Origin of the sequence: Thiorhodococcus drewsii AZ1 (assembly GCF_000224065.1) — a bacterium.
GTDB classification, from domain to species: domain Bacteria; phylum Pseudomonadota; class Gammaproteobacteria; order Chromatiales; family Chromatiaceae; genus Imhoffiella; species Imhoffiella drewsii.
In genome coordinates, this window is sequence record NZ_AFWT01000031.1 from 1 (window position 1) to 15,418 (window position 15,418).

The window sequence follows — 15,418 nt, forward strand, 5'->3', positions numbered from 1 at the left end:
GATAGAGATAATCCTTGCTCGACGGTTCATCTTCACTGAAGATGCTCCTTCGATATCTCTTTGGAACCCAAAGCGACACCGGAGCACCCACACAAATTATCTGAACAGATTGTTAAAGAGCGTTTCGATCGCAGCGGTTAATCGCTGCCAAGACCGACCATTCTACGCTTCCCTTCGGGTCTGTCAACCCCTCTTTTTCAGAGGGCCGCTCCGCTGTCGCAGAGCCTCGCCAAATTCCTAATCAGCGAGCCGTAAATTATAGCACATCCAGCGCCTAACGCGTCAAGCTTCAGTTCAGAGCGTTTGTTCCGCTCCCGAACCTCGGCGCTATCCACGCCCGCAGTACCTCCTGTACCGCTCGAGTCCCTTCCAACTTCCCGCCGCTCCCTCAGCAGAGCGGCGCATTCTAGCGACTTTAGCGCGGCTGTCAAGACCCACTGTAAATATTTCTCACAAGGAGCCAGCCAGCTGTCGATCGGCGATTCGCGAGCTCTTCGGGATCTTTCAAACCTAACCGTTGTCGGTTGCGAAACAACGGGAAACCGCAGTCACCCCGCCCTTTCCCGGAACATCACGGCCTTCCGGTATGATTTGCACGGACCCTGAGCCACCGCGATGCGGCCTCTAGAGCGTCAGGTTGAATTTCACCAATCAGAATGGGAGTACCTCAATGATCAGGACAACGCCCCGCCTAACCTGGTCGGCCCTCGCGGTCGCCTCTGGCGCGGTGGCAATCCTTACCATCATGCTAACCGAGCAGCTCAACCTCGACCCATGCTATCTCTGCGTATTTCAGCGCCTACTGCTCTTTATCATGGCTGCAGAAGCCTTGGCCGCAGCTTTGGCATACGGAACCAGAATCCTGGGCCTCGCCACACAAGCCAGCTTTTTAACGACAGCGCTCGCCGGAGTCGTCGCCGCATCGTACCAAAGCTGGATGCAGATGCAGCCGAGTGGCGTGGTGACCTGCTCCGGAGGCAATCCAGGTGTGATCGAGCAGGTCGTCGAATGGCTCGGAGCACATTGGCCAACCCTGTTTCTAGCCACGGGATTTTGCGAAGACGCAGGCATGACCATGGCGGGCCTCTCCCTGGCCAACTGGGCGCTGATCTTTTTCGTGATCAGCCTCGCAACCGGGGCATGGATCTTGTGGCAGTCACCGACCTTGCGCAACCAAGGCCCAGCCTAAACGGACCTCGACATCAGATGAATCCATTTTCGATAGGAGACCCACAGTGACCTTGAACCGCCGTCAGTTCAATCAGCTTCTGATAGCCAGCCTGGGCTACTACGCACTGCCTGCCGCAGCCGCAGAACTTGTGGAGGGCCAGGACTGGCGCGCGATCAATCCTGCATATCCAAGTGACACACCAGGAAAGATCGAGGTTCTGGAATTCTTCTCTTACGGCTGCCCACATTGCAGCCACCTCAACCCATTGATCACACCTTGGGCGGAAGAGCTCCCAGAAGATATCGCCTTCCGACAGGTCCCAGTCTCGTTCGGCCGCGCCGCCTGGAGCAATCTGTCCCGACTTTTCTACACGCTAAAGGACCTCGGGCGCCTCGAACAGCTTCACCAAGCCGTCTTCGATGCTATGCAAAAGCAGCGCCTGAAGCTCTACAAGGAGGATGAAATGTTGAAGTGGCTCAAAGGAGAGGGAATCGATACGGACGCTTTCATGAATGTATTCAATTCCTTTGACGTGCAAACCCAAGTCGGGCGCGCGGACTACCTCGCCAACCGTTTTCGGATCGACGCCGTTCCGACCCTAACCGTTGGCGGAAAATTCGTCGTGCTTGGGCGCAACGCAAAGAGCTTGAAGGACATCCTCACGATCGCGGACGGCCTGATCACACGGGCGCAAGCGCAAGCGACGAGTTGACACGACAGCCCTCCCCTCGATCAAGCGTATTCAGCGATCGAGGGGGACATTTTTCGCGCCACGACGAGGAGATTAGACAGCGGTCGACCGCCGACGCCAGCAACCTAGAGAATCTGGGTTAATTGCTGGCGTCGACAAGGCGTGAGGAAGGCACCCAGGGAAATCAGGGCAGCTGATCAAGACCGATCTTGGACGCGGAACGTTTGGCCGTTGGCTCACGGCGCAATAGCAGCGGGACGAGTATAACGAGGGTCACCAGGAGCAGAACGATCTCGAGCATGTAGACCGATGTATAGCCGATCACAGGGCCAGTCCAGTCCGGGCCGAATGCCCCGCTCTCGGCGACATCCGAAACGATGTCCCGCATACTGCCCCCAAAAGCAACCGCGACACCATTGGCCGTTGCCTGAACCGCGCCCCAGGCCCCGAGCGCGAGACCGCTATGCCCTCCGTCGGCGAGATCCATGGCCGCCGTCAGGGTTCCGACCGAGACGAACCCCGCCCCAAACCCGATGAGAGCCGTTCCGACACGGAAGATATCCGTCGACCCGATGGTCGCCGCATAAATCACTGCGGCAAAGGCCACGAGCCCGACAAGCGCACCGAAGCCGGTAATCCGATAGGCATTACCGCCACGACCCAGCACATAGCCAGCAATCGCAAAGGCCGCCAAGGTACCCGCCGACAACAGTGCGGTCAACGCGGTCGTCTGCGACACCGTCATCCCCAACACCTGCCCTCCGTAGGGCTCGAGCAAGATGTCCTGCATCGTAAAGGCGGCGGTCCCCAAGCCGACGACGACCAGCAGGCGACTTGCGCGCCCACCACGCGTGAAAGCGCGCCAAGAGTCCATGAAAGGCGGCCTCTCCTCTGGCGCGGCGGCCCGAGCGGGATTAATGGCCTCCTGCTTCCACAAGGCTACGACATTCAGAACAATGGTCGCGACAGCCGCGCCCTGGATGAGCTGGATCAGCAATTGCTGGGAAAAATGGGTCAACAATCGACCAAACAGCAAGGCGCTCAACAACATGCCCAACAATAGGGTTACATAGAGCAGCGCCACCACCCGCGGGCGCTTATCCGGCGGAGCCAAATCGGTCGCCAAGGCCAAACCAGCCGTCTGCGTGGTATGCAGACCAGCGCCAACCATCAAAAAGGCCAGAGCAGCACCAATTTTACCTAGCAAATTCAACGCATTATCAGCGTCCGCCAGCAATAGAAGCGCAAACGGCATGATTGCGAATCCACCGAACTGCAGCATGCTGCCGAACCATATATAAGGAATACGTCGTAAACCGAACGCAGAATGATGATAGTCGGAGCGATGTCCGATGAGGGCGCGGAACGGCGCGAAGACCAATGGCAAGGCAACCATGGTCGCGACCAACCAGGTCGGCACACCAAGCTCGACCACCATTACGCGATTCAGGGTCCCGGTCAACAGAACCATTGCAATCGCAACCGAAACCTGAAACAACGACAAACGCAGCAGGCGCCGTAGCGGCAAATCCGCCGACGCCACATCAGCAAACGGCATCAAGCGCGTCAGAAGTTCGCGCCACGCAGCGGCAACTCGGGGATCAACAGGTTGACTCATGCCGAGATCATCTCCCACTTGTGATTCGAGATGAAAAGAGTTGCGACGAGAGATACCGACGGCACCCTATCCAATCTCACTTACAGATTACCCGCCCACGACTCGGGCACACCTAAGGTGCCACCGGAGCGGAAGGCGGCGATGGTACGCCCCATTGGGACCATTTGGAAGGCCGAAGAATCCCGCTCAGGAAGAGCACGGAAAGAATAGGTCGCGACAGACAGACCCACACCAAGGAGCGACCAAACAAGCGGTCCCGGTGCCCGTAGGTACGAATGTATCTGCATTTCAGCCACTGAAATGCGAGGAAATAGACTTCCACATCAGGCCACCCTGTTTCCCGAGCGCCAGCAATCGCCAGACATCGGAAGACAACGATGCATGCTCACGAATTAAGATGCGGCGGATTTCAAGCAGAACAGGTCAAACGAGGAAGGAGGCGGATAACTTACAACTCAGAAGCCAAGTTTAGCGCAACAGCTAGTCTGAGTTGATCATCCAGGTAGATGGGGCTTCGATCAATCGACGAACACCCCATCTACCATCGCACCATGGCCATGTGCCCGGCACGGTCGTGATCGCTGACGCGACCACATCGATCCCAGAGGGATCTTACTGCCAGCCGAGACCGACAGCGAAAACAACCCAATGCACTGCGATCGCGAGGACCAGCAGAGCAAAGAAGATCGGCATCAACCAGGTAGCTGGGTTAACAACCAACCAGATCTTCCAATCGTCTTCGGGATTATTCGGCTTTGCGACGTCGCTCATTGCAATGTTCTCTTAATCTAGAGTGAATAAGAAGCGGATTACCACCAAGGATTGGCGGCGATCACGAACAAGTGAGCCAGAGCTGCCAGACCGACGAATGCGGTATAGGTGACCTTGAACTGCTCGTGGAATTCTTTCGCTTGCTGATCGGTGAGACCCGACAGAGATTGATCGGCCATTGTATTGCCTCCCAAAGGGATGTTTGACTACGCCACTGCTACAACAGTTGGCAAGGATTCAACCGCGGCTTAAACGACCGCGAAAGAACAATCTTACTCGGCCGGAGCAGCCTCAACAGCTTCCGGCGCCGGCGCATGCCAGCCCTGACCGTCGAGCGAGAACGCAACGACGTGAACCAGGATCGCCAGAGCACCAACAGCGATCAGGGTAGGAATCAGCCAGGTCGCAGGATTGACGACGAGCCAGATTTTGTAATCGTTTTCGAGCGGCTTGTAACCCATGAATTGCATTGTCATGCCCTCTCTAAATTACCACCAAGGATTCGCCGCAATGACGAACAAATGAGCCAGAGCAGCCAGACCGACGAATGCGGTGTAGGTCACTTTGAACTGCTCGTGGAATTCTTTTGCCTGCTGCTCGGTCAGACCCGACAGACTCTTCATATCAGCCATGGTTGGCCTCCGATATTAAGAAAATGATGCCGTTACTCAAATCTGGAAACCACTCTAAGGAAGCCACCAGATGCATGCCACGCCCACTTGAATGGGGCTTCAAAAACCTTAGGATCCATCAGAGATCCTGGGTGTCATCTTAGCTTGACATGACAGGATGTCAAGTATGTTTTACATGCCATCAAACGAACCGGCACAGGTTTCCTGAAGTCTTTTGCATCAAGACATTAGCCGCATGGAGACGCATGATGCCAACAACCGCAATCGGCATTATTCCAAGCCCGAACAACGACCTGGATCTAACCCAGAAGCTTCCGAAGAAACGATATCAGGACCGCCATCAAAGCAATGCCAACCGTTGCGATGAAGGCCACTTTGCCCATGTAGAAAAAGGTCGAAATCACCGGACGCAAGTTGGGCATGCCCACAGACTCGGCCTCCGAGCCCTCCTCGACCTCTGAGTCTTCCGCGCGCACGGCCGTAACCGGCTCGGCGCTGGCCGTTGCCCTAGGCTCGGCGGCTGCAAGCTCCAGCGGAGACACGCTCACCACCCGAAAAAACTGCAGTCTGGGACTGGACGCCGCCTCTTTTTCCATCACGACGAACTCGGCGTCAGCGCCAAGCTGTTCGAGAACAGCAAACTCGTTTGCGAATGCCTCAATGGATTCACTGTCGCCCTGATGTTCCCAGGACTGGGACTTTTCAGGCCAGGTTTTCTTCGCCGCATACTTCACGAGCAATTCCTCATTGATTCGGAGCCAAGGATAATCTCTCGCCGCATCATCCAGACGAACGCAGGAATCGTTGATACGGACGAGGGCGACGACGCAGGCGACGCGACTAGAGGTCGACCGACCAATCGCGTCCGCCTCCGCCTAGGATGGAGTTTGCCCACAACATTCAGGGGATTGTATTTGCAGGTCGACACATTGTCACCGGGATAGGGTGAGGTCCAGCCCGCGACGAGACTGTAGCGGATGCGCGCGAGCGCAGATTGAAGTCATCTCTTGCTCGGCGGCCAAACGGTGATAATAAGATCGATTCGCCTTAAGATTAGTGTGCCACGTCTTACGCTTGATACCGGCGCACGAGACGACACATTCCCACGACATCGAACGCGCGAGGCAGCAGATGCACACCGAACATCTTCACCTTTGGCAACATGATCATGTATTCGGCCAGGAACAGAAACGCCCCGGAGAGCAACGCACCCTCATCGTTATCGCCATCACTGCAGCGATGATGGTGATCGAAATCGGGACCGGCCTTCTCTTCGGATCCATGGCGCTACTGGCGGATGGCCTCCATATGGCCTCGCATGCGGCCGCACTGGGCATCGCCGCCTTCGCATACATCTATGCGCGCGAACACGCCAAAGACACCGGCTTCAGCTTCGGAACAGGCAAAGTCAATGCCCTGGCGGGCTTTAGCGGAGCCATCCTGCTCGTGATCTTTGCCCTCATCATGGCCTGGGAAAGCCTCGCACGCATGCTCGACCCAATCTCGATCGCGTTCGACCAGGCCATCGCCGTCGCCGTCATCGGACTCATCGTCAATGGCGCCTCGGTACTGATTCTTGGCGCCGACCACGACCACGACCACGACCACAACCACAACCACAACCACGACCACGACCACGACCACGCGCGCGCGCACGAACAGGATCACAACCTCCACTCAGCCTATCTGCACGTGCTGGCGGACGCCCTCACCTCTCTCCTAGCGATCTTCGCGCTCCTGACCGGCAAGTATTTCGGCTGGATTCTGATGGATCCACTCATGGGCATCGTCGGAGCCATGCTGGTCGGACGCTGGTCGTGGCGCCTGCTGGAAACGACAAGCGCAGTCCTGGTCGATCGACAAGGCCCAGAGACGATTCGCTCGAAGATTCGCACGGCGATCGAGCAGGATTCGCAAGACTGCGTCTCCGACCTACACCTGTGGTCGATAGGACCTGACATGTACGCCGCAGCTATTTCGGTCGTATCTCACGACCCTAAATCGCCTTCCGAGATAAAAAAGCTGCTGCCGCCCCATTGTGGATTGGCCCATGTCACGATCGAAATCAACCCCTGTTGCACCTCAGACCGGTCCAATGACCTTTCCAACGCGGACGCGTCGAGATAGCGGACGCCCGCGAACCAGCCTGCATCGAACAGATCGCCGACCGATCGATCGACATCCACCAACCATTGCCCAGAACCACAAACCCGCTCCGCTCCTGCCCAAACACAACAAAAAGGCGGTTTTCCGCCTAAACTGATGCCTCGATCATGGTTTTGCTCCACCGTTAGCGAATAATGTCATCACCGCACGGAACGCGGTATCACGACGCTGCGATCCCTCTGCGGGAGCGCAGCTGCGACCTTATCTTTCGCCGGAGCAGGAGTAACACGATGAAAACGACAATGAACGCTAGCGTTATCGTCTTGCCGCTCGCGATGTGCCTGAGTGCCTGCGGGCAGCAGCCGAATGTGACGTTCAAGAAGGATGTTCAACCCATCCTCAACACGCACTGCGCCGAATGTCATTTGAAGGGAGGTCAAGGATTCGAGGCCAGCGGCTTCCTGGTGGAGTCTTATGAATCCGTCATGAAGGGAACCAAGTTCGGCCCGGTGGTCGTCGCTGGCGACCCGCTGTCTAGCAGTCTCTACCGGCTGGTCGCGGGAGAGGTCGACCAATCCATCAGGATGCCGCATGGCAAGGATCCAATCAGCGAGACTCAGATCGCAACGATCGAGCAATGGATCGAGCAAGGCGCCAAGAAAGACTGATCCGACGCGAGTTTCTTGATTCGAACCAGCGGCGCAATCCGCACATCGCGCCGCTGATCGCGCCGAATCATCTAGCCTTCAGCCGCTTTCCCGCTCCAGACGCTGCTTAACCGCGCCTGGAGAGTCCGTGCGGCGGGCGAGCAGATCATAGGCGACCGGAACCACGAAGAGCGTGAAGAAGGTCGCCGCAAGCACCCCGGTCAGGATGACGGTGCCGATCACATCGCGGGTCTCGGCGCCCGCGCCGCTCGACATCAGCAGCGGAATCGCACCAGCTGCCGTGGTAATCCCTGTCATGAGGATGGGGCGCAAACGCACATCCGACGCCTCCAACAACGCATCCCGAAACTCGCGCCCCTGATCGCGCAACTGGTTTGCGAACTCGACGATCAGAATGCCGTTCTTGGCCGACAGCCCCACCAGCATGATGAGCCCGATCTGGCTGTAGATGTTCAGCGTCTGATCGGACAGCCAAAGCCCCATCAAGGCGCCCGCCATCGACAGTGGAACCGTGAGCATGATGATGAACGGATGGACCCAGCTCTCGAACTGCGCCGCCAGGATCAGATAGACCACCACCACGCCGAGCAGAAAGACGAACAGCACACTCTCGCTGCTGGAGCGCAGATCACGACTGTCGCCCTTGTAATCGATCTGCACGCGGTCCGGTAGAGACGCCTTCGCCTTGGAATCCAGATAGGCCAGCGCATCGCCCAAGGCCAAGTCGTCGCTCAGGTTGGCCTCGATGGTAATGGCTCGCACACGGTTGAAGCGTTTCAGAGTGCTGGAATCGGCCGTTTCCGAGATACGCACCAGATTTGCCAAGGGAATCAGCTGATCGCTCCTGGCAGAGCGCACATAGAGATTGTCCAAGCTGCCGGGCGTGCGCTGCTCACCGCGCTCGCCCTCCAGGATCACATCGTATTCCTCACCCTCATCCTGGTAGGTCGTGACCTTGCGCGACCCCAACATGGTTTCGAGCGTGCGTCCGATGGTACTGACGGTGACCCCGAGATCCGCCGCGCGGTCGTAGTCGATCGCGATCCGCAGCTGCGGCTTGGTCTCCTTGTAGTCCCAATCGATTCCGGTCAACCCCGGATTGTCCTTCTCGATCTCGGCCAGCAGGGTATCGCGCCAGGCGGCCAATTCCTCGTAGGTCCCGCCACCAATGACGAACTGCACCGGCTTACGCGTATGCCCGCCGAAGCCCTGGCGCATGATCGGAAAGGCCTTGACGCCGGGCAGGTCTCCAAGCTTGGCCCGCACCTCGCCCATGATGGTCCAGGCCGAGCGGCGCTGCGCATAGTCGTTGAGCACGATGACGACCATGCCCGAATTGAAACTCGCCGTGTTGGAGAATGAGCGCGGGGCGCGCACCAACAGACGCAGCACCTCGCCCGATTCGGTGTAGGGCATGAGACGGCGTTCGATCTCGTCCATGTACGACTGCATGTAGGAAAAGGAGGCGCCCTCGGGACCATTGACCAAGATGAAAAAGGCCCCTCGATCTTCGCGCGGGGTATAGGCCTGAGGAATGCGTTCGAACAGCCAGCCCGCGATCCCCAAGGTTCCCAACAGACCAACCAGGACGATCCAGGGCCGACGCAGCAGCCAACGCAGCACCAGGCCGTAGACACGCCGAAGGGATTGAAAGAGACGGTCGACGCCCCGTGACAAGGCGGCGCGTCGCGGATGCCCTGAGTCGGTGGCCGTCAGGAACTTCGACGCCAGCATGGGCGATAAGGACAGCGCAACGAAGGACGAGAAGAGCACGGCGGCAACCATGGTCAGGGCGAACTCGGAGAAAATCCGACCGATATCACCCTCCATGAAGGAGATGGGCACGAACACCGCGCAGAGCACGATGGTCGTGGCGATGACCGCGAAACCGACCTGACGCGTCCCCCGATAGGCGGCCACCAAGGGCGTTTCACCATAGTCCTCCATGCGTCGATGGATGTTTTCGAGCACCACGATGGCATCGTCGACCACCAGACCGATGGCGAGCACCAGGGCGAGCAGGGTCAGAATGTTGACCGAAAAGCCGAGCGCCAGCAGCACCGTAAAGGTCGCCACGACCGACACGGGTACGGCCACTGCAGGAACCAGGGTCGCGCGCAGACTACCGAGGAAGAGAAAGATCACCAGCACCACCAAACCGATGGCGATCCCCAGCGTCTTGTAGACCTCCTTGATGGCGCCACGGATGAAGACAGAGGTGTCGTAGCTCTGCTTGAGCGCCATACCTTCCGGCAGAGTCGGATTGATACGCGCCATCTCGGCCTTGGCCGCATCGGCGACGGAAATGGTATTGGCGGTGGACTGCTTGATGATGCCGAGCCCAACCATGGGCACGCCATTGCCGCGAAACAGGGTACGATCCTCTTCGGTGCCACGCTCGACGCGCGCCACATCACCCAGACGGGTGAGATGCCCACCGCTGCCGCGCGCCAGCACCAGACGCGCAAAATCCTCCGGAGTCTCGAAGGCACGGGTCAGCCGCACGCTGAACTGGCGATCGATCGACTCGACCTCCCCCGCCGGCGATTCGAGATTCTCAGCGCGCAGGGCATCCTCCACGTCCGCCACGGTCAGGTTGCGTGCCGCGAGCGCGCTGCGATCGAGCCAAACACGCATGGCATAGACCTGATTGCCGCCGACACGCACGCGCGCCACGCCGTCCAGCACCGAGAAGCGATCGACCAGATAACGCCGCGCATAATCGGTCAACTCCGGCACCGACATCCGATCGCTGACCAGATTCAGCCACATGATGACGTCTTCGTTGCTGTCGACCTTCTCGATCTCAGGCGGCTCGGCCTCGTCCGGCAACTGATCCAACACGCTGGAGACCCGGTCGCGGATATCGTTCGCGGCACCATCGATGTCGCGATCGATGTCGAACTCGACCGTGATGCGAGAGCGCCCGTCTTCACTGCTCGATTCGAGCGTCCGAATGCCTTCCAGACCGGAGATGCGGTCCTCGATCAGCTGTGTGATACGGCTCTCGACGACGGCCGCCGCCGCTCCCGGATAGAGTGTATCGATCGAGACCACGGGTGGATCCGTGTCCGGGAATTGGCGCAACGGCAGCCGATCGAAGGAAACCAGCCCGAAGGCCACCAAGAGCAGCGAGAGAACGGTGGCCAGAACCGGCCGGGTAATGGAGATATCGGACAGGATCACGGGCTCGCTTCCATCGTCAATGCCTCGGGACGCGCCTGCCCAGCCTTCGACAGGATGCGCAGCAACTGACCGGGACGGACCTTCTCGTTGCCGTCCGTCACGACCCGATCACCGAGATCGAGACCGGACAGGACCTCCACCACACCAGCCTGTCGCGTCCCGGTCGCGATCGCGCGGCGCTCCGCCACCGGCCCCGCCTCCCCTCGCGAAACCCGCATGACGAAATGCTCCTCGCCGCGGTGCTGAACGGCGGCCTCGGGGATGACGAGCGTCTCGCGCTGATTGATCCGCAACTCGACCTGCATCAGCAATCCAGGTTTGAGGCGCCCGTCCGCATTGGGAATCAGCGCTCGCACCTTGACCGAGCGGGTCACCGGATCGATACGACTGTCGATGCCCGTCACCTGCCCTTTGAAGACCCGCTCGGGAAAGGCCGCCGTCTTGGCCGAAATCGTCATCCCAGGCGAAAGCGCCCCGAGGAAGACGCTGGCAATCGAGAAGTCGAGTTTCATGCGGCTATCGTCATCCAGCGTCGTGATGAGATCGCCCGGCTCGACCAAGGCGCCCTGACTGACGTTGCGCAAACCGAGAACCCCATTGAAGGGTGCCTTGACCACACGATCCGCCAACCGGGATTCGAGCGCCACCAACATGGCACGCGCCGCATCCAAATCGCGTCGACGCTCGTCCAATAGCGACTCCGACGCCGAGCCCTGAGCGACCAGCGATTTGACACGACGAAACTGACGCTCCGCCTCGGCGGCACGGACCCGCGCCTCTTCCAGCAAGGCATGCTCCTCGGCATTGGTCATCTCGACCAGGAGATCCCCGGCGCGAACCCGCTGTCCATCGTCGAAATGCAGTGCCGAAATGGTCTCGGTCACATTGGAGGTAATAGCCACCGATTCGTTGGCCTGAAGGGTTCCGAGCGCCTCGACAGGCTCGGCGAGCGTCTGGCGCTGAACCTCGGCGACCATGACCACAACCCCATCTGCGGGCGCCGCGCGGCCGACTGGGACCATGCAGAGCGTGCCACACAACAGAATAGCGAGCGGGAGGCCGTGTATGAGCAAAAGACTATCCAAATGGCGCACAGAGATATCCGTTGAGAATGAGGCCGAGACCAGGTGGAGAATTCGATGGAGTCTCCCATCAACAAGGCACTGAACTCTAGAGTTGCGGACTCGGGAAAAGATCCCCGGATTAATGCGCGACCGCAAACCGCAACAGGGATTGCCAGTCCAACGTGAGCCAGTAGACTCTCGGCGCGCCGCCGGTTGCCGGCTCGCTTTCGCAGCCGAGCGAAATCTGCAATGCTAGCGGCCTTTTGTTCGATTGATCTTGATTGGGGACACAATGATCTCCGTAACGCTGAATGGCGAGACGCTGGAATTCGACTTGGATCCGGATACCCCGTTGCTGTGGGTTCTCCGAGACCATCTTGGACTCACCGGAACCAAATACGGTTGCGGCGAGGGTGAATGTGGGGCCTGTATCGTCCATCTCGACGACAAGCCGGTCAATGCCTGCATCACCCCACTCTCGGAGGCGTCCGGTCGCTCCGTCAAGACGATCGAGGGACTGTCTCCAGACGGCCGCCATCCGCTTCAGCTGGCCTGGATCATCGAAGAGGTGCCGCAGTGCGGTTACTGCCAGAGCGGCCAGCTGATGACGGCCGCCGCCCTCCTGGCGACGCATCCGCGCCCCACCGACGCACAGATCGAAACCGCCATGTCAGAGGTCATCTGTCGCTGCGGATCCTACAACCGCATCCGCCGCGCAATCCTCCGCGCGTCCAATCCCGAGGCCCAAAATGGCTGACTCAGACGCCCAGCTGCGCCTGAGCCGGCGTGCCCTGCTGCGTGTCGCGGCGGCTTCGGGCGGCGGCCTGGCGCTCGGCATCCTGTTTCCGGCACAGGCCGAAACCAGCGCCCCAGATCAACCGCAACAGGATGACGGCCCGGAGACCCTTGCACCCAATGCCTGGATCCGTATCCATCGCGATGGCGGTATCCAGCTGGTCGTCGCCCGTTCGGAGATGGGACAGGGGGTCACGACCAGCCTGGCGATGCTGCTGGCGGAAGAACTGGAGGTCGGACTCGATCAGATCCGGGTGGAACAGGCTCCGGTCGATGCGGCCTACATCAACCACCTATTGGGCGAGCAGGCGACGGGAGAGAGCACCTCGATCCGCGATGCCTGGCTGGTTCTGCGCGAGGCCGGGGCCGTGGCCCGCCAACTCCTGATCACGGCAGCGGCGGCGATCTGGTCGGTGCCAGAAAGCCGCTGTGAGGCGCGGCGCGGAGTGATCCACCTACTCGACGATCAGCGCAGCCTCTCCTATGCCGAGCTAGCTGCCACAGCCGCCAAGCTACCGCTGCCCGCCCTGCCCGCGCTCAAGCCAAGCGGTACCTGGAGCCTGATCGGCACCACGCAACGACGGATCGATGCACCGGACAAGGTACTTGGCGCCGCGCGTTTCGGACTCGACGTCCGGCTTCCCGAGATGCTCTATGCCTCGATCGCACGCTGCGATCTGATCGGCGGACACATCACCAACTGGCGCGAAAACGCCACGCGCGCGATCCCCGGAGTCCTGAACGTCTTCGCAGTCCGTTACGGAATCGCCGTAATCGCTGAGTCCAGCTGGGCCGCGTTGCGTGGTCGCGAGACATTGGAAATCACGACCCGTCCGTCCACGAACCTCGCAGCAGACACCCAGCGCATCCGCAACCGTCTGCGGATCGCGCTCAAGGGACGCGCCGCCGTCGCCTATAAGAAAGGCGATGTCAGCGCGGCACTGAACGCCTCACCCCATCAGATCGAATCGATCTACGAGGTTCCCTTCCAGGCCCACGCCTGTATGGAACCCATGAACTGCACGGCGGATGTCCGCCGCGACCACTGCGATCTCTATGTCCCCACCCAGTCCCAAGCCAGGGCGCGGGCGACGGCTCAACGCATCACCGGACTCCCGGCGGATCGAATCGCCGTCCACACGACCTTCCTCGGCAACGGTTTCGAACGCCGTCGCGAGCAGGATTTCATCGTGGACGCGGTCGAACTCTCAAAGGAACTCAAGCGCCCAGTGCAGGTGATCTGGACGCGCGAGGACGATCTGCGCCACGATTTTTTCCGACCGATGAGCCTCCACCGACTGCGCGGCGGCATCGATGCCGAGGGACGATTGACCGCCTGGTTCCATCGCGTCGCTGGCCCCTCCGTTCTGGCGCGTATCGCACCGGACCAGATCACGAATGGCGTCGACCCCTTTATGATGGCCGGGGCGACCGATCTGCCCTACAGCGTTGCCCACCGCCGTGTCGAGTACCGCCGCGCCGATACACCGGTACCGATCGGGCTCTGGCCTGGCGGCGGACAGGGACACAACATCTTCGCCACCGAATGCTTCCTCGACGAACTGGCCCATATCGCGGGCAAGGATCCTCTCCAGCTACGACGCGACCATCTGACCGACCGGCCGCGTCTGCTGAATCTCTTGAACAGAGCGGCCGAGGAAGCGGATTGGGACAACCCGCCCGCACCCGGTCGAGGACGCGGCATCGCGCTCATGGAGGCATTCGGCAGCCTGATCGCTGCGATTGCGGAGGTGTCCATCGAAGAAACCAAGGTAAGGGTCCGACGGGTCATCTGTGCCGTCGATTGCGGACAGGCCGTCAATCCGGAAATCGTTCGCGCCCAGATCGAAAGCGGAATCGCATTCGGTTTGACTTCGGCACTCAAAGGCGAGATCACGCTGACCAAGGGACGGGTCGACCAATCGACACTTCGGGACTATCCGCTACTCAAAGCAAACGAGATGCCGGACGTCACCATTCATCTCGTGAAGAGCGATGCGGAGCCTGGCGGCGTCAGCGGACTCGCCTCGCCCCTCATGGCTCCAGCCGTCGCCAATGCACTGTTCTCTCTGACCGGAGAACCGGTTCGGTCACTGCCGATCCGACTGGGATAAACCCCATGCCTGCGCGCCCGACCAGTCACGGCCAGGCGCGCAAGCATCAATGGGTCATGGAAGCACGGAGACGGAGCAACAACCTGCAACGCCCGCCCGCTCAATCATCCGAACAAGATCCTCCGCCTCGGAATCGATCACGTTCTATCGCGGCCTATCAGGCCGCCAAGGCGAGCGCCTGGCGTTTCATCTTGTTGACGATGGCATAGACACCAACATGACGGTTGGGGCTGAGATGCTCCTGCAGATGCAGCCCCTCGAACAAAGCATCCACATCGAGTGTCTCGATCTCGGCGGGCGTCTTGCCGGAGAAGAGCCCGACCAGCAACGCGACGACCCCCTTGATGATGGCGGTATCGCAATCGCCCTGATACTGAACACGATCCGCCCTAGCCGAATCCTGGCGGGCACAGACGTGAACCAAACTCATGCACTCGATGACCCGATTGGCGTCGGTCTTGTCTTCCGGATCCATGGGCGCCAACCGCTCACCGAGCTCGACCAAATACTGATAACGCTGATCCCAATCACCGAGCAGTTCGAAGTCGTCGATGATGTCGCTGATTTCTGTGTCCCGCATCTGTCCCCTGTCGCGCATGTCT

The 15,418-nt window shown here is 59.8% G+C and carries 15 protein-coding genes; 6 read left to right on the forward strand and 9 right to left on the reverse strand.

Annotated features, from left to right (window positions below; genetic code table 11):
• The first annotated feature begins 670 nt into the window (after window positions 1-670).
• Both THIDRDRAFT_RS17405 and THIDRDRAFT_RS17410 read left to right on the forward strand, forming a co-directional pair.
• Window positions 671-1,189 (forward strand): disulfide bond formation protein B, encoded by a 519-nt coding sequence (locus THIDRDRAFT_RS17405; RefSeq protein WP_007042210.1) that lies wholly within the window; start codon window positions 671-673, stop codon window positions 1,187-1,189.
• A gap of 46 nt (window positions 1,190-1,235) precedes the next feature.
• On the forward strand, window positions 1,236-1,883 hold the full coding sequence (locus tag THIDRDRAFT_RS17410; protein ID WP_007042211.1) for a thiol:disulfide interchange protein DsbA/DsbL: 648 nt from the start codon (window positions 1,236-1,238) through the stop codon (window positions 1,881-1,883).
• A gap of 163 nt (window positions 1,884-2,046) precedes the next feature.
• Here the strand turns inward: THIDRDRAFT_RS17410 and THIDRDRAFT_RS17415 are convergent, their stop codons facing one another.
• The 6 genes from THIDRDRAFT_RS17415 to THIDRDRAFT_RS17435 all read right to left on the reverse strand — a co-directional run bounded on the left by THIDRDRAFT_RS17415 (window position 2,047) and on the right by THIDRDRAFT_RS17435 (window position 5,617).
• Window positions 2,047-3,480 carry a BCD family MFS transporter gene (locus tag THIDRDRAFT_RS17415; RefSeq protein WP_007042212.1) on the reverse strand — a complete coding sequence of 478 codons (1,434 nt, stop codon included), beginning with the start codon at window positions 3,478-3,480 and terminating at the stop codon, window positions 2,047-2,049.
• Window positions 3,481-4,092: 612 nt separating this feature from the next.
• A complete protein-coding gene (gene pufA / locus THIDRDRAFT_RS24805) occupies window positions 4,093-4,251 on the reverse strand; it encodes a light-harvesting antenna LH1, alpha subunit (RefSeq protein ID WP_007042213.1) in 159 nt (52 codons plus the stop codon).
• A 38-nt stretch (window positions 4,252-4,289) separates the two neighbouring features.
• On the reverse strand, window positions 4,290-4,430 hold the full coding sequence (gene pufB / locus THIDRDRAFT_RS17420; protein WP_007042214.1) for a light-harvesting antenna LH1, beta subunit: 141 nt from the start codon (window positions 4,428-4,430) through the stop codon (window positions 4,290-4,292).
• 93 nt (window positions 4,431-4,523) lie between these two features.
• Window positions 4,524-4,721, reverse strand: coding sequence for a light-harvesting antenna LH1, alpha subunit (pufA, locus tag THIDRDRAFT_RS17425; RefSeq protein WP_007042215.1), 198 nt, complete (start codon window positions 4,719-4,721; stop codon window positions 4,524-4,526).
• 18 nt (window positions 4,722-4,739) lie between these two features.
• On the reverse strand, window positions 4,740-4,883 hold the full coding sequence (gene pufB, locus THIDRDRAFT_RS17430; protein WP_007042216.1) for a light-harvesting antenna LH1, beta subunit: 144 nt from the start codon (window positions 4,881-4,883) through the stop codon (window positions 4,740-4,742).
• A gap of 299 nt (window positions 4,884-5,182) precedes the next feature.
• Window positions 5,183-5,617, reverse strand: a complete 435-nt coding sequence (locus tag THIDRDRAFT_RS17435) for a hypothetical protein (RefSeq protein ID WP_007042217.1) — start codon at window positions 5,615-5,617, stop codon at window positions 5,183-5,185.
• Between the two features lie 397 nt (window positions 5,618-6,014).
• Between THIDRDRAFT_RS17435 and dmeF the strand changes: the two genes are divergently transcribed.
• Window positions 6,015-7,010 carry a CDF family Co(II)/Ni(II) efflux transporter DmeF gene (gene dmeF / locus THIDRDRAFT_RS17440; protein WP_007042218.1) on the forward strand — a complete coding sequence of 332 codons (996 nt, stop codon included), beginning with the start codon at window positions 6,015-6,017 and terminating at the stop codon, window positions 7,008-7,010.
• A 269-nt stretch (window positions 7,011-7,279) separates the two neighbouring features.
• Window positions 7,280-7,657, forward strand: a complete 378-nt coding sequence (locus THIDRDRAFT_RS17445) for a c-type cytochrome domain-containing protein (protein ID WP_007042219.1) — start codon at window positions 7,280-7,282, stop codon at window positions 7,655-7,657.
• A gap of 78 nt (window positions 7,658-7,735) precedes the next feature.
• Here THIDRDRAFT_RS17445 and THIDRDRAFT_RS17450 read toward each other — a convergent pair whose 3' ends face one another.
• Together THIDRDRAFT_RS17450 and THIDRDRAFT_RS17455 are read right to left on the reverse strand one after the other, a co-directional pair.
• Window positions 7,736-10,843, reverse strand: a complete 3,108-nt coding sequence (locus THIDRDRAFT_RS17450) for an efflux RND transporter permease subunit (protein WP_007042220.1) — start codon at window positions 10,841-10,843, stop codon at window positions 7,736-7,738.
• A complete protein-coding gene (locus THIDRDRAFT_RS17455) occupies window positions 10,840-11,820 on the reverse strand; it encodes an efflux RND transporter periplasmic adaptor subunit (RefSeq protein ID WP_342610895.1) in 981 nt (326 codons plus the stop codon). Before THIDRDRAFT_RS17455 ends, THIDRDRAFT_RS17450 begins: the two co-directional genes overlap by 4 nt.
• Window positions 11,821-12,199: 379 nt before the next feature.
• Here THIDRDRAFT_RS17455 and THIDRDRAFT_RS17460 point away from each other — a divergent pair, with 379 nt between their 5' ends.
• Both THIDRDRAFT_RS17460 and THIDRDRAFT_RS17465 read left to right on the forward strand, forming a co-directional pair.
• On the forward strand, window positions 12,200-12,664 hold the full coding sequence (locus THIDRDRAFT_RS17460) for a (2Fe-2S)-binding protein (RefSeq protein WP_007042222.1): 465 nt from the start codon (window positions 12,200-12,202) through the stop codon (window positions 12,662-12,664).
• Window positions 12,657-14,816 carry a xanthine dehydrogenase family protein molybdopterin-binding subunit gene (locus tag THIDRDRAFT_RS17465; protein WP_007042223.1) on the forward strand — a complete coding sequence of 720 codons (2,160 nt, stop codon included), beginning with the start codon at window positions 12,657-12,659 and terminating at the stop codon, window positions 14,814-14,816. The genes THIDRDRAFT_RS17460 and THIDRDRAFT_RS17465 overlap by 8 nt, the downstream gene beginning before the upstream one ends.
• 157 nt (window positions 14,817-14,973) lie before the next feature.
• On the opposite strand, the gene THIDRDRAFT_RS17470 is transcribed toward THIDRDRAFT_RS17465, so the two are convergent.
• Window positions 14,974-15,396 (reverse strand): SufE family protein, encoded by a 423-nt coding sequence (locus THIDRDRAFT_RS17470; protein ID WP_007042224.1) that lies wholly within the window; start codon window positions 15,394-15,396, stop codon window positions 14,974-14,976.
• Window positions 15,397-15,418: the final 22 nt, after the last annotated feature.